Below are 18,851 nucleotides of genomic sequence, written 5' to 3'. Positions count from 1 at the left end.
TGACGAACAACAAAAATTCATCGCAGATAATCAAGCATTTATAGATCGTTTTCGTGGTACATTTTCTAAAACAGATGCGGTACAATCTCGTGTTAGAATGTTAGAAAAAATTGTACCAATTGAAGTGGATGAGGTCGATACTTCGGCATTAAAGTTGAAATTTCCACCATCGCCTCGTTCTGGACAATATCCAGTGGTAGTAGAAGGATTATCCAAAAAATACGGCGACCACGTTGTATTTAAAGATGCGAATATGGTTATTGAAAGAGGGCAGAAAGTAGCTTTTGTTGGAAAAAATGGAGAAGGAAAATCTACAATGATTAAAGCCATAATGAAAGAAATTGAGTTTGAAGGCAAATTAGAAGTAGGACATAATTCTCAGATTGGTTATTTTGCACAAAATCAGGCTTCTTTATTAGATGGTGAGATGTCTATTTTCGAAACTATTGACCAAATTGCCGTAGGCGATGTTCGTACAAAAATTAAAGATTTATTAGGTGCTTTTATGTTTAAAGGTGACGATATTCAAAAGAAAGTAAAAGTGCTTTCTGGAGGAGAAAAAACACGTTTGGCAATGATAAAATTATTATTAGAACCTGTGAATGTCTTAATTCTGGATGAGCCAACCAATCATTTGGATATGAAAACCAAAGATATTATTAAAGATGCTTTACGCGATTTTGACGGTACATTAATTTTAGTTTCACACGACCGTGACTTTTTAGATGGTTTGGCAACAAAAGTGTTTGAATTTGGAAACAAACGCGTTAAAGAACATTTTGAAGATATCAAAGGATTCTTAGCAATTAAGAAAATGGAAAGTATGCGTGAAATTGAAAAATAGTTTTTTAACTCATTTTAATTCTTTTTATTTGTAACTAAATTAAACTAAACTAATTATGAAAAAAATACTGCTTTTACTTGTATTTGTTTTGATTTCTTGTAGTAAAGACGAAGCCAATACTAACAGTGAACCTGATTTTACATTGCCTACGATTACTATTTCTAATCCAACTTTTAGTCCTGCTGAATTTAAATTTTATGGAAATGTAACTTCTGTAGGTTCAGGATATTCTTCAAGAGGTTTTTGTTGGGGATTAAATATCAATCCCATCTTAAATAATAATAGTAATCAATATTTGACAGAGTTTACCAATACATCTGGGAACTTTTTTTTAACAAAACCGTATGGAACAGATTTTACACCTTTAACAACATATTATGTTAGGGCTTATGTTCAAGCAAATAATGGCGAAGTTGTATACAGTGAGAATATTACATTTGTTACACCTGCTAAAATGAATCTTACAGGAAGTGCTAAGAAAATTTACACCACTAGCTTAACATTAAATGGAACGGTTATGGTAAATCAGTTAGAACCTATTCTTCCTGATAACAAAGGTTTTTGTTACAGAACTTCTTCAGGAGTAACAGTAACAAACGGACAAAATATTGAAATGAACACTTCTGATTATGCAACATATGAATTAACACCTACGAATTTATTATCTAACACGATTTATTATGCCAAAGCATATGTAAGAGAAGGTGCTTCTATTTATTATTCTGATGAGTTTCAATTTAAAACAGCTGGAGCCATAGGTACTTCTGGAGGTTATATTTTTTACGACAAAGGAGAATATTCAGATGGATGGCGCTATCTTGAAGCGGCACCCAATAATTTAACTTATAACGGTTCTGATAAAATTTTATGGGGTTGCATGGGAACAGCAGTAAATCAAACTCAAGCGACTATGGGATTTGGTTCTTCTAATACAGCCCGAATAATTTCTCAATGTTCTAGTGCCAATTGTGCGGCCCGCCTTTGTGATAATTATTCAATAAACGGACTTTCAGATTGGTTTTTACCATCAGATGAAGAATTGTTCGCTTTTTACAAAAGTGCTAATAATGTTTATACAATTGCTAATGCTTCTACTTCTGCAAAATATTTTTGGAGTTCTACAGAATTTAATAATAATGAGGCAAGAATTTTAGATGCTTATGATGGTTACTTATGGGATTATGATAAAAATTATAATTTAGTGCGAGTTAGACCAGTTAGAAGGTTCTAGTTTGATATAAAAAAATCGACCATCAGGTCGATTTTTTTATGCATTTTTATAATGTTTAAAAGGAAATAATAACATTCCGAAACATTCACCTTTATCTTTTCCTAAATGTTTGTGATGCATTTTGTGTGCTCTTCTTAAAGCACGAGCATATTTGTTATTGGCGTTTCTAAATAATTTAAAACGTTGGTGAATAAATATATCGTGTACTAAGAAATAGGTTAATCCATAAGCAAAAATCCCAAGTCCAATTGCCAATCCGATTGCTAAGATTCCATTTTGCCACAAAAAGAAAAAGGTCATACTTACTACAGCGTAAAATATAAAGAACGCATCATTTCTTTCAAACCACGAATCGTGGTCTTTTTTATGATGGTCGGCGTGTAAACTCCAAAGGAATCCGTGCATTATAAATTTATGTGTAAACCACGCCATAAATTCCATCATAAAAAATGTTATAAGAAACACTACTATATACAACCACATAATTTTTTAATTTAAAGTTTTAATGTTAAAAATGTATTTAATTTTTTACTGATTAAAGTAAATTCAATCTATATTTTACATAACAACGCGCTAAAAGTTCGGCTTTTTCATAATCAGGAACTCTAATCCGTGTGTTTTTTATTTCTGTTGAAGGTGTCGTTTTCAATCTTTTCAATAATCGTTTGTAATATCTGTACGCGGTGTATACGCCAAATTTAGCTTCAATAGGTAAACGTAAAATTCCTTCGTATGCCATTTTAAAATCAGCTTCAATATCTTCAATAATTTCTTTTTTTGAAGATTCTGTTAGCTTATTTAAATCGGTATTTGGAAAATAAGTACGATTTAAACCTTCAAAATCAGCTTTTAAATCTCTCAAGAAATTTACTTTCTGAAAAGCAGAACCTAATTTCATAGCAGATGCTTTTAGTTCTTCGTATTTTTTCTCATCGCCATTTACAAAAACCATTAAGCACATTAAACCCACAACATCCGCACTTCCGTATATGTATTCGTGATATTCTTCAGTGGTTTTGTATTCTTGTTTTACTAAATCAAGCTTCATACTTTTCATAAACGCAGCAATCAATTCTCGTTTGATATTATGTTTATTGACGGTGTGCTGGAACGAGTTTAAAATTGGATTTAAACTAATTTTATTACGAATTGCGTCTTCTAATTCTATTTCAAATTTTTCAAATAATTCCTCTTTGTTGTAATCATGAAAACTATCTACAATTTCATCAGCAAAACGAACAAATCCATAGATATTATAAATATCTTGTCTAATTGATGGCGCAAGCATTTTTACTGCAGATGAAAAAGAAGTACTGTACGCTTTGGTGACTTTAACGCTACATGCGAAAGAAACGGTATCAAATAATGCCTTCATATTATTGGTATTTTTTTATTAATTGTGAAACTAACTTTCCTGATATTAATGCAGGAGGAACGCCAGGTCCAGGAACAGTTAATTGTCCCGTAAAATATAAATTTTTAACTTTTTTACTTTTCAATTTCGGACGTAAAACAGCGGTTTGTAATAATGTATTAGCCATTCCGTAAGCATTTCCTTTGTAGGAGTTATACTCTGATTTAAAGTCGTTTACACAAAAAGATTTTTTAAAGATAATGTTTTTTCTAACACTTTGTTTCGTAATAAGCTCAAATCGACTTATTATTTTTTCAAAATATTCTTCTCTTAAAGCTTCCGTATCTTCTAAATCCGGTGCAATTGGAATTAAAAAAAAGCCATTTTCACAACCTTCTGGAGCGGTTTGTTTGTTTGTTATAGAAGTAAAATTTGCATAAAATAAAGGATCTGAAGGCCATTCTGGATTGTCGTAAATTTCAACAGCATGTTTCTCAAAATCCGAATCAAAAAATAAATTATGATGACATACGTTTTCTAATTTTTTATCAAAACCTACATAAAATAATAAGGAAGAAGGTGCAAAAGTTTTTTTATCCCAATACTCTTCAGAATATTGTCTGTTTTCGATGGGTAATAAAGTTTCCGTATGATGGTAGTCTGCTCCTGAAAGTACTACGTCTGCATTCAAAATTTCATTATTTATTTCAATCCCACAAGTTCGATTGTTTTCTACAATTATCTTAGTAATGTTTGAATCTGTTTTATAAGTAACACCTAATTCTTTTCCTAACTGAACCATAGCTTGAACGACATCGAAAAAACCATTTTTTGGTTGCCACGTTCCTAAACCAAAATCCGCATAATTCATAAAACTATAAAACGATGGTGTGTCAGATGGTTTTGCACCTAAAAACAAAACTGGAAATTCTAAAATTTGTTGTAAGTTTTTGTTTTTTATTTTTTTACGAACATCTCTTTTGATGTTTGAAAAAAATTGGTCGATTTTAAGTGCGGTTTGAGGTGTAACTAATTCAAAAATACTTTCGCCAGGTCTATATACTAAATCTTTAATGGCTATTTCGTAATTTTTTTTAGCGTTGTCAATAAATTCGCTTAATTTTTTACCGCTTCCTTTTTCTAATTTTTCGAAATCGGAAATAATAGTATTTAAATCATCCGAAATATCAAAATGCGTGTTGTCTTCAAAAAACACTCTATATCCTGGAGATAATTTTTCTAAACTATAGTAATCTGAAGGCTTTTTATTAAAATCTGCAAAAAAACTTTCAAATACATCGGGCATCCAATACCAGGAAGGTCCCATATCAAAAGTAAAACCATCAGCAGAAAATTGTTGGGCACGCCCACCTAAATTTGCGTTTTTTTCAAATACTGTTACCTTATTTCCTTCTTTTGCTAAATAACAAGCTGCAGCTAATGATGAAAATCCAGATCCTATAATATGTATTGTTTGTGGCATATATGTGTAATTAGTATTTAATGTAATATTATAATGTATACAAAAAATCTTTTAAGTTTTCTATAGATCTAATGTTTTCAGGTAGTGTAGAATTGTCTAAAGTTTGAGCTTTTCTTCCAAAAATTAACAACTCATTAGAATTGTTTTTTAGTATTGTATTCTTAAAAGTTTGAATATAATTTTCTATTTCACTTTCATTTGGCTCTACAGTTAAATAGGTGATATAGGTTATTTTTTTAAAATGATTGTTTAATTCCAATAAATTTTCAATAGGTAAACTTCTTCCTAAATAAACTGAATGATGTCCTTTTGTAACGATTTCGTGATGAAGAAACAAAAGACCTAAATCATGAATTTCATTAAAAGGTAAGTATAAAATATAGGTTTGATCTGAAACGCTATTTTGTTTAATTTGATATTTCTCAATTTCAATTAATATTTTTTGCTTAATTAAATGAGAAATAAAATGTTCATGGGCTGGTGTTATTGTATTTGTTGTCCATAAAACGCCTATTTCCTCTAAAAGAGGTATAAATGTTTCGAAAAATACGGTACTAAAGCTTTTTTCATTAAGTAAATCATTGTACGTTTTAACAAAAAGTGGCTGATCGAAATTTAACATCGCCATTTTAAAATTGCTTAAAACATGATTATTTACTGTTTTTTGTGTTTGAATTTTAACTACAAACTTTTCAATTTCTGTTTGATTTAGTTTTGATATTTTAGAAATCTTATACCCAAAATTAGTTAACAAAACTACATTTAAAAGCTTTTGTAGGTTTTTTAAATCATACAATCTAATATTAGTATCTGTACGCATAGGCTCAAGTAAATTGTACCTTTTTTCCCAAATACGAATAGTATGCGCTTTAATACCTGAAAGGTTTTCCAAGTCTTTAATACTGAATGTAGATTTTATGTTGTTCATTTTTTACCTAAAAAGTTTAAACAAAAATACATAAAAAATAGAAACAATTGCAATAAAAAGAAAAAAAATCTTGCAAAAGCAAGATTTTAAAGTGACCAAAATGGGATTCGAACCCATACGCCTTGCAGCACCACCCCCTCAAGATGGCGAGTCTACCAATTCCTCCACATGGCCTTAAATAAAAAAAGAAGCTAAGCTGATGCTTAACTTCTTTTTGTGACCCCGCTGGGATTCGAACCCAGGACCCCTACATTAAAAGTGTAATGCTCTACCAGCTGAGCTACAGAGTCGTAGCAATGAAGTTATAATTTTGTATGTTTTGAAATATTTTTGTGACCCCGCTGGGATTCGAACCCAGGACCCCTACATTAAAAGTGTAATGCTCTACCAGCTGAGCTACAGAGTCTAAAAAACTATTTCTTCATTGCGGGTGCAAATATATGATGATTTATTTATTTCGCAATAGCTTTTATATAATAATTTAATATTTTTTTGTATTTTATTTATAACCCCTTAATTAAGAAGAGTTTGTTGCCTTTTTGGTTTATTTAATAATTAAAAATTCATTAAATTATTATACTTTTATACCGTAAAATTTCAAATTAAATATGAAAATAATTCTAATTGGCTATATGGCTTCGGGAAAAACTACTATTGGAAAAATACTTTCAGAGTCATTGCAATTGCCATTTTATGATTTAGATTCTATTCTTGAACAAGAATTAAAAACAACAATTAATGAAATTTTTGAACAAAAAAGGGAGCTTTTCTTTAGAAAAAAAGAAAGAGAAGTTTTGGAAGTATTTTTAAATAATACAAATAATTATGTTTTAGCTTTAGGTGGCGGGACACCTTGTTATTATGATAATTTTAATTTGTATCAGAAAGCGGATATAAAGAGTTTTTATTTGAAAACATCTGTAACCACTATAATTGAACGTTTGAAAACAAAAAAAAATACGCGACCAATTGTAGCTAATTTAAATGATGAAGAATTAACAGAATTTGTAGCAAAACATTTATTTGAGCGCAATTATTTTTACAACCAAGTTCAAACAATTATTACTGTTGACAATAAAAACGAACAGGAAATTGCTTCAGAAATTATTTCTAAATTAGCTTAAATACACATAAGAATTTTGATCTTCAAAAACTACTTGTACATGTTCCTGTAAAGAAGTAGACAACGATAATCCTTTAAAATCCGCTTTTACAGGATATTTTTTATGATTTCTGTCAATTAATACAGCGGTTTTAAATTTATTTAAAGGAACGTTTAAGAAATGTTTAATGGCGTAAATTAAGGTCGCACCAGAATTTAAAACATCATCTACTAAAACTAAGTTTTTATTAGCATAAGCTTCTTCTGATAATGATGTAGTAATTTTGTCAGAAGGATTTTGCTTGTTAATATTTACTTCACAAATAGTAATTTTAATATCACTTATAGATTCTAATTGTTTAGCAATTTTTTGGGCAAATACAAAACCACTATTTGAAATTCCTGCGATAACCAATTCAGAATCGCTAGCAAATGTTTCGTATACTTGATACGCAATACGTTTTGTTTTGTGTTCTATTTCTTTGTGAGATAAAATAATGTGTTGCATGGTTTATTTTTTTTCAAATGTAAAAAACAATTCTTTATTAGCACGAGGTTTTATAGAATTATATGCAAGTTCTAATGTTTTAATCGAAAACCTATTAGAAAATAAATTCACATATTCCTCTTGACTTCCCCCAAAAGGCGGACCTTCTTCGGTTAATGGAAAATTAAATAATAATCCAGAAATTTTTCCACTTTCCGATAATAAATTATGCATTTTCGCAACATAATTCGGTCTTAAATTTGGCTGTAAGGCACAAAAGAAGGTTTGTTCTAATATTAAATCATACCTGCCATTATGATTAAAAAAATCATCGTGAATTAAATGTTTTTCTAATGATTTATTTCTTTTTATAATAGTGTCTAATGGATGTTTTGCATAATCTATTACGAAAACATTTTGGAAACCATTTTCAATTAGATAATCTAATTCATATGCATTTCCTGCTCCTGGAATTAAAATACGACTATTTTTATCTTTTAATTGGTCAATATAAGCTTTTAATGGAGTAGAAATTTCTCCAATATCCCAATTTGCAGTTGCTGATTCGTATCTGTTTTCCCAATATTCTTTATTTAATACCATAATTTATTCGGTATAATCGTCAATATCTCTTCTGTCTTTCTTAGTAGGTCTTCCTTCACCTTTAGCTCTATAATGTTCTTTTGAAAGTTTAATGAGTTCTAAATGTTCAAAAGATTCTGGCGGTGTTTCATCTTTTCTATATAAATCTATAATTTTCGCAGCAACTCTACTTGGCGGAATGTCTAAAACTTTAATGATGTAGTTTATTTGGTCTCTTCTAAGCGTAATTTTGTCTAAAGGAAACACATCTCTAGATGCTTTTGCTTTTACATTATTTACTGAAACATGTCCTTTTTTTATGGCTTCTGCTGCCAAACCTCTTGTTTTAAAGTATCTGATGCACCATAAATATTTATCAATTCGCATAAAATTCAAAAATGAATGTTAATATTTGTACAAAAATAAATGAAAATCGTATCTTGCGACCACTTTTTTAAATTAAATTTTTACAAAATGAAATTATCTTTAAGATTATTACTTTTATTACCTTTTATATTTGTTATGGTAGGATGTCCTGCAGATGATGAAACCACGCCAATACAATCAAGACCTTATTTAGAGGTTTATAATGAAGATATTGCTGAAATTGAAGATTTTATGAACTCGCATTACATTACCGTAGATGCTAATTATAATGTAACTTTTACTAAAATTTCTGCTACAACACCAGGAACCCCAATATTTGATGCATTAGATACTTCTACAAGTCAAAATAACGCTGCAAAACCTTTAAAATTTAAAACTATTTTAAAAGAAGGTGTAAATCATAAATTATATTACTTAAAACTTAATGAAGGAGCGGGCTCTAATCCTACAAGATTAGATTCTGTTTTCACTGCTTATAAAGGATATAAAACAGATTTGTCTAGTTTTGATGCCGCTTCAAGTCCTACTTGGTTTCAATTACAAGATTTAGTTCAAGGTTGGCAAGAAGTTTTTCCAGAATTTAAATCTTCTAATGGGCAAACTATAAATTCTGATGGAACAATTAATTTTACTAATTTTGGAGCTGGTGTAATGTTTGTGCCATCAGGTTTGGCTTATTTTAGCGAAACTGGCGGAGGTACAATTGGCTCGTACACACCTATTATCTTTTCTTTTAAACTAATGAATGTAAGATATAAAGATCATGACGGTGATAAAATTTTATCTAAAGATGAATATGGCGGACCCACATCAGGCACTCCACTAGATACTGACGGTGACGGAAAGCCAAATTATGCCGATTTTGATGATGATAATGATGGCAGATTAACTAAAGATGAAATTAAGTATACATATTTAGATGGATTAATTACTAAAACAGCTTGGTATCCTTACCAAGGAATTTTAGTTGATGTGCCGTCAACACCAATTGATGAAACTAAAGGTATACCAAGTTGTTCTGGTAATTTTACTTTACCTACTAGAATTAGAAAACATCTTGACTCTTCTTGTCAATAAAATTTAAATCCTGCTAAAAGCAGGATTTTTTATTTGTATTACTAATTTGAAACTTTATCTTTGTTAAAAATAGTAGTATGACAAATTTACAATCAATTATAGAAAGTGCATGGGATAACCGTGAGTTATTACAAGAAGAAACTACGCAAAAAGCCATTAGAGAAGTTGTTGAATTATTAGATACTGGTTCGCTTCGTGTAGCAGAACCAATTGCATCTGGTTGGCAAGTAAACGAATGGGTAAAAAAAGCAGTAGTAATGTATTTTCCTATACAAAAAATGGAAACATTAGAAGTAGGTATTTTTGAATATCACGATAAAATTCCGTTAAAGCGAAATTATGCTGAGCGAGGAATTCGTGTTGTACCAAATGCAGTAGCTCGTCATGGTGCTTATATTTCATCAGGTGTAATTTTAATGCCATCTTACGTAAATATTGGTGCTTACGTAGATGAAGGCACTATGGTAGATACTTGGGCGACAGTTGGAAGCTGTGCACAAATTGGAAAACATGTTCATTTGAGTGGAGGAGTAGGTATTGGTGGCGTTTTAGAGCCCTTACAAGCAGCACCTGTAATAATTGAGGATGGTGCATTTATTGGTTCTCGTTGTATCGTAGTTGAAGGCGTACGTGTGGAAAAAGAAGCTGTTTTAGGAGCAAATGTTTGTTTAACGGCTTCTACTAAAATTATCGATGTTACAGGGGCTGAACCAATTGAATACAAAGGAGTTGTACCTGCAAGATCTGTGGTAATTCCTGGAACGTATACTAAGAAATTTCCTGCTGGGGATTTTCAAGTGCCTTGCGCTTTAATTATTGGACAAAGAAAGGCTTCGACAGATTTAAAAACCTCTTTAAATGATGCTTTACGCGAATATAACGTAGCGGTATAATGAAAATTTTAGTAATTCAGAAAAAAAGAATTGGAGATGTACTTACAAGTACTATAATTCTGGAAGCACTTAAAGAGCGTTTTCCAAATGCTGAATTACATTATTTAATTTATGAAAACAGTTACGCCGTTGTAAAGAACAACAAATTCATTGATAAAATAGTTGTTCTTGATGAAAAATCAAGAAAGGGAAAGTTGGCTTTTCTTGCTTTTTTATTTAAAATACGAAAAGAAAAATACGACATAGTTATTGATGCTTATGGTAAACCAAATAGTGTGATATTAGCTTGGTTTTCTGGTGCGAAAAAAACAATCTCATTTGAAAAAAGTTATTCCAAATTACTTCTGTCTGATGTAATTAACAGAAATATTTCTTCAGAATCAAACTCCTCCAAAGCCATCGAGCACAGAATGGCTCTACTAAAACCATTAGGAATTGATTTTAATTTAATTGCGCCAAAAATATTTTTATCTGAAGAGGAAATCAGTATTGGTAAACAAAAACTAATAGATGCTAAAATTGATATTTCTAAAAATATACTAATGATTAGCGCTTTAGGCAGTCAGGAAATTAAAAATTATCCGTTGCAATATATGGCGGAAGTTTTAGATTATATTGTGGCACAAAAAGAAGTGCAAATTTTGTTTAATTACCTTCCTTGGCAACAAAATCAAGCAAAAGAAATTTTTAATTTATGTAATGAAGCTACGAAAAAAAATATTTTTATTGATTTTTTTCAAGATGATTTACGGGAATTTTTAGCGATTTTATTTCATTGCAAAGCATTAATTGGTAATGAAGGTGGCGCTGCAAATATGGCTAAAGCGCTACAAATACCTACTTTTAGCATCTATTCTCCCGGAATTATTAAAACAGATTGGAATGTGTTTGAAAATACTACCACAAATATTTCTGTTCACTATTATGATTATGCAGATAAATTGCCTAACGAGGGCGATTTATTTCAAAAATACAGTAAATTTAAACCCAATTACTTTTACGATAAGTTACTTGATTTTTTAAATTTTAATTGTAAGTAAATGAATTTCGGATTTGAAGCAAAACGAGTTTTTCACAATAAAACGGGTTTAGGAAACTATAGTCGCGATTTAGTTCGTGTATTAGCAGCTAATTTTCCAGAAAACAAGTATTTTTTATACAATCCAAAAAAGAATAAAAAAACGCTTTTTGTATCAAATAATACGAATGTATTCGAAAGATATCCGATTTCGAAATTTAATCAAAAATTTAAAAATTATTGGAGACAAAATGCGGTTGTTAAAGACTTAGTAAAAGATAAAATTGTTTTATATCACGGACTTTCAGGTGAATTGCCTTCAGGTTTAGCTAAAAAAGGTATTAAATCTATTGTTACCATTCACGATTTAATTTTTGTTAGATATCCTAAATTGTATTCTTTTTTTGATAGAAAAATTCATTTTTATAAGTTCAAAAAAGCAGCCGTTAATGCCGATTTAATTATCGCAATTAGTGAACAAACCAAAAAAGATATTATTTCGTATTTAAATATTGATGCGAGTAAAATAGTTGTAGTTTACCAAGGTTGCCAAGAGGTCTTTAAAAAAGAATACTCGGAATTAGAAAAGCAACTTGTTTCCAAAAAATATAATTTGCCTCAAAAATTTGTATTAAATGTAGGTACAATTGAAGAGCGAAAAAATGCCTTAACTATTGTAAAAGCTATTAAAAACTTAGATGTTGATTTGGTTTTGATTGGAAAGCAAACAGATTATGCAGATAAAATTCATCAATATATTATTGAAAATAAATTAGAAAAGCGAGTTCATTTTTTGAAAGGTTTAACAAGTGAAGAATTAGCTATTTCTTATCAATTAGCGACAGTTTTTGTTTATCCATCACAATTTGAAGGGTTTGGTATTCCTATAATAGAAGCATTATATTCAAAAACACCTGTTATTACTACAGAAAACGGTGTGTTTCCTGAAGCAGCTGGACCTAATTCGTTATATATTGAGCCATTTGATGTGAAAGATTTATCTGATAAAATAGCACTTGTTTTACAAGATTCGTTACATGCTTCAAAAATGAAAGAGGAGGGATGGCAATTTGTACAACAATTTAATGATGAAGAAATTGCAAGAAATATTATGAATTGTTATCAGAAAGTTCTTTCAACTTAGCATATTTAAGATAATTACTAAATGCTGCAAACATACTCCATGTAAAACCTTCATACCCATTTAAAAAATTCCGTTGTAAAAAGTAATATCTAATAAAATCAAATGGGAATTTGATTATAATTTTAAAAGTACAACTTTTTTTCTTTTTTTCGTGAAGCAATTCCCCACTTAACAAAGCATATTTTATTTGTTTTTCTATAGCGGTATTTATATCAAATACGGTATAATGAAGCATTTCTTGTTGTAATTTCCCAATTACACCATTTATTTCAATGGTCTCGTGTACTTTATTTGGTGTAAATTTCCCGAAATTTTTATCAAATAATCTTAAAATTGGTCGTTTACTTTCAGCGCCATATTTAAAAACTTTATTTAAAAAAATATGGGTTCTTGGAATGGTATAGGCTTTTACATTTTCTCCGTGATTTATGTTATGTATTTCTGAAATTAATGCATCAGATAATACTTCATCGGCATCTAATGAAAGTACCCAATTATGAGCAGTTTGTTCCAATGCTAATTGTTTTTGTAAACCAAAATTCTCAAATTTATGTGATATGACTTTTGCTCCAAATGATTCGCATATAGAAACTGTCGCATCTGTACTTCCAGAATCCACAACAATAATTTCATCAAATGTTTTTAATTTTTCTAAACATTTTGTAATTATATGTGCTTCGTTATATGTAATAATAAATATTGAAATTTTATGCTTCATTGTTCAAATATTTAGATAATCCATTTTGTACAGCAATCACTTTATGTTGTTTATTGTGTTTTCTTATATTGTTGTTATTCAGCCAATTGTCTTTTGTAGCATAACTTCTATTATGATTTAAATGCAAACAGATGGCACTATATCTTATTTGTTTACCTCTTATGTTGTTATGAAACAACCGTTCGCCAATTTCTCTATCTAATCCGCCATATTTCATATCTTCATTAAAACCATTTACGGCAATTAAATCTTTTTTAAAACAAGAAGTGTTATGTCCGTTAAATGTTTTTTTAGTTGGAGTAATCCAGTTCATAAAATAGGCAAAAAAAATATTTTTGGTAAGCTTTATAAGTTTGAAATTCCATTTTAATCCGTTTTCTAAAAGCCATTTGCTATTAAAGCAGCTTTGATTTTTTATGTCAATCTCAGAAATAGAATTGGAAACAAAGTCATTTAATTTAAAATAACCACCAGATAAAAAACTTCCTTTTATCTGATGTTTTAGATGTGTTGCTACGAAGTCATTTCGTGGGATGCAATCTCCGTCTGAAAATAAAATATACTCACAAGAAGCTTTAATAATGGCTTTATTTAAGATTTTGGTTTTTTGAAATCCTTCATCCTTCTGCCAAACGTGGATAATAGGGTTTTTAAATTCGGATTGAAATTTTTCAATTAAATTTTTTGTTTCATTTTTTGAGCCATCATCTGCAATAATCAATTCAAAATCGTTATAGGATTGCATAGTGTAACCCCATAAAACTTTTTCTAACCAAGTTTCAGAATTGTAAGTAGTAAGTATTATCGAAATTGTACTCAAAAAGATTATTTTAAATTTTTTAGAATTAAAAATTCTTTGAAAGTACCAAATATATATTTTTTTTCTTTCATAGCTTGAATAAAACTATTTAATCTTTCAGTCATGGCATTTCCAGTATTTTTACTAACATACTTAGGAAAATTATAGGCAGTTTTATTATCTAATGGCGTAAATTCCCAAGGATGAAAATATATATTTAAATAACCGTCATTTTTATAGGTCCATTTTGCTAGGAAATTATAAATTCTTAAAGGTAAATTATGAAAAGATAGCCAGAACAAAGGAAATCGAACCCAAGGACTTACAGATGCAGGTATTTGCCAAACATTGTGTAATTTAAAATAGGTTCTGGGTTTGTCTAAATGATTATACCTTCCTGGTAAAAATGTTGGATTAATTGATGAATTATATAAATATCCTGCATTTTCGATTTCTCGTTCATCTACGGGATACATTCTAGGCATTCTAAACCCAACAACTTCAGAATTTGAAAGTGATTCTAAAGCATCTTTGGATTGCTTTAAGTGGGCAATCTCAAAATTACTGTGATAATAAGTGTGAGAAGCCAATTCATGCCCTTCATTAATAATTCGTTTAATTAAATGAGGTACTTTTTCAGCAAACACAACAGTTGAAAAAAACGTAGCTTTAATTTGATGTTTTTGTAATAAATTTAAGATGATTTCAGTTCCTTTTTCAGAAACTGAAATTTGATTTTCCATTGAAATATTTTTGCCATAATCAAAAGGCATATCAAATTCTTCTATATCGAAACTAAGTAAAATCATTCGTAATTTGTGCTGCTGATTAAATAATTAGGCCTTTCTTTAGATTGCATAAATAATTTACCAATATACATACCAACAATTCCTAAAACGATTAAGTTTAATCCTCCAAAAAACACAATGGCTGCAATAACCGATGCCCAACCTGAAATCGATTGATTAAAGTTTAAACTATAAATTACATAAATAAAGAAAAAAATAATTGCAAATGCAGATAATCCTATTCCTAAAAACATAGCTAAATACAAGGGCTTTGTGCTAAATGATGTTATACCTTGAATTGCTAATTTGACCAATGCAGTTTTTGAATAACTGGTATTCCCATTTATTCTTTCATCAGGTGTGTATGGAATTCCTTTTTGTTTAAAACCAACCCATTTAATTATTCCTCGATAAAATATTTCAATTTCATTTAATTCTTTTAAAACGTCAACAACTTTTTTGTCTATTATTCTATAGTCGGAAATACCTACCTCTAATTCTAGTGACGAAATTTTCTTTAAAAAAAGCCAAAATATTTTTGAAGATAATTTATTAAAAATATTTACGTGAGGGTTGTTTTTTTCTCTGTAAGCGTATACAACTTGATAGCCATTTTCCCATTCCGATATTAATTCCGTTATTAATTCGGGAGGATGTTGTAAATCTGCATCTATTGTAATTGCAGCATCACAATTAGCATAATCAAATCCTGCTTTCAATGCACTGTCTTTGCCAAAATTTCTTGAAAAAGATATAAATTTTACACTTTTATCTATTAATGATTTTTTATGTAAAACATCAAATGTTCTATCCGTACTACCATCATTAATAAAAATAATTTCATAAAAGTAATTAAGTTTGCTCATTACTAAATGAATTGACTCTGAAATCAAATCAATATTTTTTTCCTCATTATAACATGGAATAATAAATGAAATCTTTTTTTCCATTATTTCGTAATTAAGTGTTGTTTTGAAAATTGAGTTGTAATTAATTCGTAAGTAATTTGAAACCAAATTAGCACACAAGGTAATGCTTTTAAACTATATGGTTTTATATATGTTTCTTTAATATACTTCGGAAATAAATCCGAAGGCGAAAAACTAGTTAATAAAAGAGCAAATATAAATAAAAACCATGTCCATTTTGTTTTTTCTTCTTGTATTATAAACCAAATGGCAACACCTGCAAATGCAATAATATAAGTCGGACTTTCTGATCCCGAACTAAATATAACAGTAAAAATTAATACTGATGATAGTAATAATAATTGAAATTTTTTGTTCGAAAACATATTGAATCTTAAATAAGGCAGTCCGAAAAGTACTATTCCAGGAATTAAAAATAGCAAGTTTGAAAGATTGGGCATGTTTAATATTTTCTTGAATAGTCCCATAATTGAAATATCTTGCATAGAATCAAAGGATCCGTTTTCATTATTTTTCTCTAATAAACGTGCAAACCACTCTGAATAACTATTTATAATAAATTCTGGTGAAGAAATAGCCATTGGTAAAACAAAAAATACAATTGACCAAAAAGCTAATGAACCAATAAATTTCATTTTATTTTTTGAAAAGAAGAAAAAAGCCAAGCCAACTATACCGTATAATTTTATGAATGTACCTAAAATAATTAGACAAGCAGACCAAAAATCTTTTTCTTTCTCAATCAAAACATAAGATAAAATAATAATGCTAGTCATTATCGGATTGAATTGTTGTCCTAAACTAGTTGTTAAAAATTCGTGCATACAAATCCATAATATTAGATTTATTTTAGAGCTTTCCAGGTTTAATTGACTAATTGCATATACTAAAACTAAAGCATTGAATATGCACCAAAAAACCATACCCAAACCATCTGGCATTATAGCAAAAGGTGCAATAAATAGTCCGAAAATAGGCCCATAATGATTATAATCAAAATATAAATTTGGATAAGACGCATATAATGATTTCTCTTCTATAATATGATAAAAAACGTTTTTAAAAATTTGGTAATTATTATCATGTCTTCTTAAAATTTGCTTTAAAGCAGAAATTAATGCTACAATAATGTATGTTGAAATTATTAATTTTCTATTATTTAAAAGTGTTGCAATCATAAACCTAATCTTTTTTTGAAATTCCTTTTTTTGAGTGCTTTGTTAAAAAAAGCATCTGTGTATTTCCACATTAATTGAAAAACTTCTTCTTTTGGTTTGTCATAAAGTTTTGCGTATTCATAGCTTATAACTTGAACCATATATTCTGATGGAGTCAACCTACAAAGATTTTTCATTCTTAAATTGAAATCCATTTCTTTATGAAACTTCATTCTATTTAAATCGATAAGAAAAAAATCAAAAGTACCTGCTTCATTTTTTTTAACCAAAGTATTTCCAGGAGAATGATCTTTAAACTCAATACCTGCTTCGTGTAATTGAAAACAAAAATGTGCTAATTGCTTTAAAATTACATCAGTGTCGGGGTTGTCAACGCCAAATAAATCTTTAAACACATAATCCGGATTAATATGTTCACAAACATAATAACTATCTAAAAGTCGGAAAAAGTTTTTGTTTTCATAAAAACCAATTGGATTAGGAGTTCCTATGCTTTTTTGTTTTAAAATCGTAGCAAACTCATATGATCTTCGGGCTTTTGACTTCCTAAAATATCTATAAATAATTCCATTAATAAATATTGGAATTTTAAATGATTTTATATTTAAGACAACTGTATTATTAGTAAATGTTTTAATGACATTTCTTTTTCCTGCAACTAATAAATCGCCTTCGGTTTCAAAATTTTTAATTAAGTTTACGATTGATTCATCCATGGGTTCAATTTGGTAAGCAAATTTAATTGAAATCTTTTTAAAAAACAATATCTTTGTTTTTTAAAAATGTATGTATGTCGCATAAAATTGCTGTAATTAGTTTTGATCATTGGAATTATGATGCCCATATTGTAACTGCTTTACAAAAAAAAGGAATAGAAAGTTTTCATATAAAAATTGGCAATTTTAAGTATAAGAGTTCCTGGGAACGCATTCAGAACACATTTAGTAAAGTTTTTTTAGGAAAAAACCCTAAACTTAAAAAGCGTCAAGAATATATACTTCAGCAACTTAAAGAAAACGGCTTTCAAAATCAAATTTTAGTTATTAATCCAGAATTAATTGATTTAGAATATCATTTAGAGATTAAAAAACATACCGAAAAATACATTGCTTATTTGTACGATAGCGTGTCAAGATGCCCTGTTAAAAACTTGTTAGATGGTGTTTTCGATGAAATATTTTCCTTTGATAAAGTAGATGTTGCAACTTACGGATTTTCAGAAACTACTAATTATATTTATTTTGATATACCTGAAAAATCGGCTGTACAAAAGCAAAACTTTATTTATATTGGTTCAATTGATAATAGATTGAAATTTTTAAATGATTTTGCGGAACATATAAAAAAACATCAACAATCTTTTCTTTTTTATGCCATCGGTAAAAAAGCATTCATCAATAAATTGAAACAATTGTTTTTAGGAAAAAATAAGAATATAATCTTTCAAAAGAAACGATTTTCTCAGCAAGAAACATTGAAAATGTATGCTGAAAGTGAAACAATTGTTGATTTAGTTCGTGATAATCAAGCAGGTTTGAGTTTTCGTATTTTTGAAGCTATTGGATTACAAAAAAATGTAATTACTAACAATAAGACAATAATTTCTTACGATATTTATGATTCTGGAAAAATTAGTTATTTAGATGATTTATATAAACTAAATAAGATATCATTTAATAAAGAAAATTATCCATATAATATTACAAAAAAATATAGTTTAGATAATTTTATTAAAAATATTTTTCAATTATGATAAAAAAAATAATTCTAGTAATTATGACTTCCGATTTTAAAATAAGTAATTCAGTCAAAGAGAATTTAGAATTTTTGAACTATGAAGTTGTACTTGTTGTAAATGATGATTTTAAATACAAAAACGTTAAAGATAAATTAGTAAATTTTTATAAAA

21 protein-coding genes and 3 tRNA genes are annotated in these 18,851 nt (G+C 28.8%); 8 read left to right on the top strand and 16 right to left on the bottom strand.

The features are described from left to right. The coding region (locus ACIQ11_RS02910) for an ABC-F family ATP-binding cassette domain-containing protein (protein WP_396152641.1) at nucleotides 1-844 on the top strand (844 nt) is incomplete at its 5' end. A 55-nt stretch (nucleotides 845-899) separates the two neighbouring features. After that, nucleotides 900-2,075 carry a hypothetical protein gene (locus ACIQ11_RS02905; protein ID WP_396152639.1) on the top strand — a complete coding sequence of 392 codons (1,176 nt, stop codon included), beginning with the start codon at nucleotides 900-902 and terminating at the stop codon, nucleotides 2,073-2,075. Nucleotides 2,076-2,111: 36 nt separating this feature from the next. Here ACIQ11_RS02905 and ACIQ11_RS02900 read toward each other — a convergent pair whose 3' ends face one another. From ACIQ11_RS02900 to ACIQ11_RS02870, 7 genes are all read right to left on the bottom strand, one after another. Beyond that, nucleotides 2,112-2,558, bottom strand: coding sequence for a sterol desaturase family protein (locus ACIQ11_RS02900; RefSeq protein ID WP_396152637.1), 447 nt, complete (start codon nucleotides 2,556-2,558; stop codon nucleotides 2,112-2,114). 52 nt (nucleotides 2,559-2,610) lie between these two features. Then, nucleotides 2,611-3,450: a phytoene/squalene synthase family protein gene (locus ACIQ11_RS02895; RefSeq protein ID WP_396152635.1), complete on the bottom strand. Its 840-nt coding sequence runs from the start codon at nucleotides 3,448-3,450 to the stop codon at nucleotides 2,611-2,613. 1 nt (nucleotide 3,451) lies between these two features. Beyond that, the gene (locus ACIQ11_RS02890) at nucleotides 3,452-4,912 is read right to left on the bottom strand and encodes a phytoene desaturase family protein (RefSeq protein ID WP_396152633.1); all 1,461 of its coding nucleotides are present in this window, start codon (nucleotides 4,910-4,912) and stop codon (nucleotides 3,452-3,454) included. Nucleotides 4,913-4,940: 28 nt separating this feature from the next. After that, the gene (locus ACIQ11_RS02885) at nucleotides 4,941-5,840 is read right to left on the bottom strand and encodes a MerR family transcriptional regulator (RefSeq protein WP_396152631.1); all 900 of its coding nucleotides are present in this window, start codon (nucleotides 5,838-5,840) and stop codon (nucleotides 4,941-4,943) included. A gap of 92 nt (nucleotides 5,841-5,932) precedes the next feature. After that, nucleotides 5,933-6,014 (bottom strand) — tRNA-Leu (locus ACIQ11_RS02880). Nucleotides 6,015-6,057: 43 nt separating this feature from the next. After that, nucleotides 6,058-6,130 (bottom strand) — tRNA-Lys (locus ACIQ11_RS02875). Between the two features lie 43 nt (nucleotides 6,131-6,173). Continuing rightward, nucleotides 6,174-6,246, bottom strand: a tRNA-Lys gene (locus ACIQ11_RS02870). Nucleotides 6,247-6,448: 202 nt separating this feature from the next. Between ACIQ11_RS02870 and ACIQ11_RS02865 the strand changes: the two genes are divergently transcribed. Then, nucleotides 6,449-6,964 (top strand): shikimate kinase, encoded by a 516-nt coding sequence (locus ACIQ11_RS02865; RefSeq protein ID WP_396152629.1) that lies wholly within the window; start codon nucleotides 6,449-6,451, stop codon nucleotides 6,962-6,964. On the opposite strand, the gene ACIQ11_RS02860 is transcribed toward ACIQ11_RS02865, so the two are convergent. From ACIQ11_RS02860 to ACIQ11_RS02850, 3 genes are read right to left on the bottom strand one after another with little or no spacing between them, the layout of a single operon-like run. Beyond that, nucleotides 6,956-7,450, bottom strand: a complete 495-nt coding sequence (locus ACIQ11_RS02860) for a phosphoribosyltransferase family protein (RefSeq protein ID WP_396152627.1) — start codon at nucleotides 7,448-7,450, stop codon at nucleotides 6,956-6,958. The genes ACIQ11_RS02865 and ACIQ11_RS02860 overlap by 9 nt on opposite strands. 3 nt (nucleotides 7,451-7,453) lie before the next feature. Then, nucleotides 7,454-8,032 (bottom strand): SAM-dependent methyltransferase, encoded by a 579-nt coding sequence (locus ACIQ11_RS02855; RefSeq protein ID WP_396152625.1) that lies wholly within the window; start codon nucleotides 8,030-8,032, stop codon nucleotides 7,454-7,456. Between the two features lie 3 nt (nucleotides 8,033-8,035). Next, nucleotides 8,036-8,398, bottom strand: coding sequence for an RNA-binding S4 domain-containing protein (locus ACIQ11_RS02850; protein ID WP_396152623.1), 363 nt, complete (start codon nucleotides 8,396-8,398; stop codon nucleotides 8,036-8,038). A gap of 87 nt (nucleotides 8,399-8,485) precedes the next feature. On the opposite strand from ACIQ11_RS02850, the gene ACIQ11_RS02845 reads away from it, so the two are divergent. The 4 genes from ACIQ11_RS02845 (at nucleotide 8,486) to ACIQ11_RS02830 (ending at nucleotide 12,530) form a co-directional block, all read left to right on the top strand. After that, on the top strand, nucleotides 8,486-9,475 hold the full coding sequence (locus ACIQ11_RS02845; protein WP_396152621.1) for a hypothetical protein: 990 nt from the start codon (nucleotides 8,486-8,488) through the stop codon (nucleotides 9,473-9,475). A 77-nt stretch (nucleotides 9,476-9,552) separates the two neighbouring features. Next, nucleotides 9,553-10,368 (top strand): 2,3,4,5-tetrahydropyridine-2,6-dicarboxylate N-succinyltransferase, encoded by an 816-nt coding sequence (locus ACIQ11_RS02840; RefSeq protein ID WP_396152619.1) that lies wholly within the window; start codon nucleotides 9,553-9,555, stop codon nucleotides 10,366-10,368. Next, nucleotides 10,368-11,408, top strand: coding sequence for a glycosyltransferase family 9 protein (locus ACIQ11_RS02835; protein ID WP_396152617.1), 1,041 nt, complete (start codon nucleotides 10,368-10,370; stop codon nucleotides 11,406-11,408). The genes ACIQ11_RS02840 and ACIQ11_RS02835 overlap by 1 nt, the downstream gene beginning before the upstream one ends. Next, the gene (locus tag ACIQ11_RS02830; RefSeq protein WP_396152615.1) at nucleotides 11,409-12,530 is read left to right on the top strand and encodes a glycosyltransferase family 4 protein; all 1,122 of its coding nucleotides are present in this window, start codon (nucleotides 11,409-11,411) and stop codon (nucleotides 12,528-12,530) included. On the opposite strand, the gene ACIQ11_RS02825 is transcribed toward ACIQ11_RS02830, so the two are convergent. From ACIQ11_RS02825 to ACIQ11_RS02800, 6 genes are read right to left on the bottom strand one after another with little or no spacing between them, the layout of a single operon-like run. Further along, a complete protein-coding gene (locus ACIQ11_RS02825) occupies nucleotides 12,496-13,248 on the bottom strand; it encodes a glycosyltransferase family 2 protein (RefSeq protein ID WP_396152613.1) in 753 nt (250 codons plus the stop codon). The genes ACIQ11_RS02830 and ACIQ11_RS02825 overlap by 35 nt on opposite strands. Continuing rightward, the gene (locus tag ACIQ11_RS02820) at nucleotides 13,238-14,068 is read right to left on the bottom strand and encodes a glycosyltransferase family 2 protein (protein WP_396152611.1); all 831 of its coding nucleotides are present in this window, start codon (nucleotides 14,066-14,068) and stop codon (nucleotides 13,238-13,240) included. The genes ACIQ11_RS02825 and ACIQ11_RS02820 overlap by 11 nt, the downstream gene beginning before the upstream one ends. Nucleotides 14,069-14,073: 5 nt before the next feature. Then, nucleotides 14,074-14,856, bottom strand: a complete 783-nt coding sequence (locus ACIQ11_RS02815) for a polysaccharide deacetylase family protein (RefSeq protein ID WP_396152609.1) — start codon at nucleotides 14,854-14,856, stop codon at nucleotides 14,074-14,076. Then, entirely contained in the window at nucleotides 14,853-15,785 is a 933-nt protein-coding gene (locus ACIQ11_RS02810) for a glycosyltransferase family 2 protein (RefSeq protein WP_396152607.1), read from the bottom strand. The genes ACIQ11_RS02815 and ACIQ11_RS02810 overlap by 4 nt, the downstream gene beginning before the upstream one ends. Further along, the gene (locus ACIQ11_RS02805) at nucleotides 15,785-16,942 is read right to left on the bottom strand and encodes a glycosyltransferase family 87 protein (RefSeq protein ID WP_396152605.1); all 1,158 of its coding nucleotides are present in this window, start codon (nucleotides 16,940-16,942) and stop codon (nucleotides 15,785-15,787) included. The genes ACIQ11_RS02810 and ACIQ11_RS02805 overlap by 1 nt, the downstream gene beginning before the upstream one ends. Further along, nucleotides 16,939-17,658, bottom strand: coding sequence for a lipopolysaccharide kinase InaA family protein (locus ACIQ11_RS02800; RefSeq protein WP_396152603.1), 720 nt, complete (start codon nucleotides 17,656-17,658; stop codon nucleotides 16,939-16,941). Before ACIQ11_RS02800 ends, ACIQ11_RS02805 begins: the two co-directional genes overlap by 4 nt. Before the next feature lie 74 nt (nucleotides 17,659-17,732). Between ACIQ11_RS02800 and ACIQ11_RS02795 the strand changes: the two genes are divergently transcribed. Beyond that, the gene (locus ACIQ11_RS02795; protein WP_396152601.1) at nucleotides 17,733-18,695 is read left to right on the top strand and encodes a hypothetical protein; all 963 of its coding nucleotides are present in this window, start codon (nucleotides 17,733-17,735) and stop codon (nucleotides 18,693-18,695) included. Nucleotides 18,696-18,851 lie beyond the last annotated feature (156 nt).

Origin of the sequence: Flavobacterium sp. (assembly GCF_044361065.1) — a bacterium.
Taxonomy (GTDB): Bacteria; Bacteroidota; Bacteroidia; order Flavobacteriales; family Flavobacteriaceae; genus Flavobacterium.
The sequence above is the reverse complement of the archived record's forward strand: the minus strand, read 5'-3'. Positions and strand labels throughout refer to the sequence as shown.

Excerpts from the sequence above, each read along its gene's own strand:
- ACIQ11_RS02840 (WP_396152619.1), top strand. The coding sequence starts at position 9,553 with ATGACAAATTTACAATCAATTATAGAAAGTGCATGGGATAACCGTGAG.
- ACIQ11_RS02810 (WP_396152607.1), bottom strand. The coding sequence starts at position 15,785 with ATGGAAAAAAAGATTTCATTTATTATTCCATGTTATAATGAGGAAAAA.
- ACIQ11_RS02795 (WP_396152601.1), top strand. The coding sequence starts at position 17,733 with ATGTCGCATAAAATTGCTGTAATTAGTTTTGATCATTGGAATTATGAT.
- ACIQ11_RS02850 (WP_396152623.1), bottom strand. The coding sequence starts at position 8,398 with ATGCGAATTGATAAATATTTATGGTGCATCAGATACTTTAAAACAAGA.
- ACIQ11_RS02865 (WP_396152629.1), top strand. The coding sequence starts at position 6,449 with ATGAAAATAATTCTAATTGGCTATATGGCTTCGGGAAAAACTACTATT.
- ACIQ11_RS02830 (WP_396152615.1), top strand. The coding sequence starts at position 11,409 with ATGAATTTCGGATTTGAAGCAAAACGAGTTTTTCACAATAAAACGGGT.
- ACIQ11_RS02845 (WP_396152621.1), top strand. The coding sequence starts at position 8,486 with ATGAAATTATCTTTAAGATTATTACTTTTATTACCTTTTATATTTGTT.
- ACIQ11_RS02825 (WP_396152613.1), bottom strand. The coding sequence starts at position 13,248 with ATGAAGCATAAAATTTCAATATTTATTATTACATATAACGAAGCACAT.
- ACIQ11_RS02900 (WP_396152637.1), bottom strand. The coding sequence starts at position 2,558 with ATGTGGTTGTATATAGTAGTGTTTCTTATAACATTTTTTATGATGGAA.
- ACIQ11_RS02905 (WP_396152639.1), top strand. The coding sequence starts at position 900 with ATGAAAAAAATACTGCTTTTACTTGTATTTGTTTTGATTTCTTGTAGT.
- ACIQ11_RS02800 (WP_396152603.1), bottom strand. The coding sequence starts at position 17,658 with ATGGATGAATCAATCGTAAACTTAATTAAAAATTTTGAAACCGAAGGC.
- ACIQ11_RS02895 (WP_396152635.1), bottom strand. The coding sequence starts at position 3,450 with ATGAAGGCATTATTTGATACCGTTTCTTTCGCATGTAGCGTTAAAGTC.
- ACIQ11_RS02815 (WP_396152609.1), bottom strand. The coding sequence starts at position 14,856 with ATGATTTTACTTAGTTTCGATATAGAAGAATTTGATATGCCTTTTGAT.
- ACIQ11_RS02805 (WP_396152605.1), bottom strand. The coding sequence starts at position 16,942 with ATGATTGCAACACTTTTAAATAATAGAAAATTAATAATTTCAACATAC.
- ACIQ11_RS02855 (WP_396152625.1), bottom strand. The coding sequence starts at position 8,032 with ATGGTATTAAATAAAGAATATTGGGAAAACAGATACGAATCAGCAACT.
- ACIQ11_RS02860 (WP_396152627.1), bottom strand. The coding sequence starts at position 7,450 with ATGCAACACATTATTTTATCTCACAAAGAAATAGAACACAAAACAAAA.
- ACIQ11_RS02890 (WP_396152633.1), bottom strand. The coding sequence starts at position 4,912 with ATGCCACAAACAATACATATTATAGGATCTGGATTTTCATCATTAGCT.
- ACIQ11_RS02885 (WP_396152631.1), bottom strand. The coding sequence starts at position 5,840 with ATGAACAACATAAAATCTACATTCAGTATTAAAGACTTGGAAAACCTT.
- ACIQ11_RS02835 (WP_396152617.1), top strand. The coding sequence starts at position 10,368 with ATGAAAATTTTAGTAATTCAGAAAAAAAGAATTGGAGATGTACTTACA.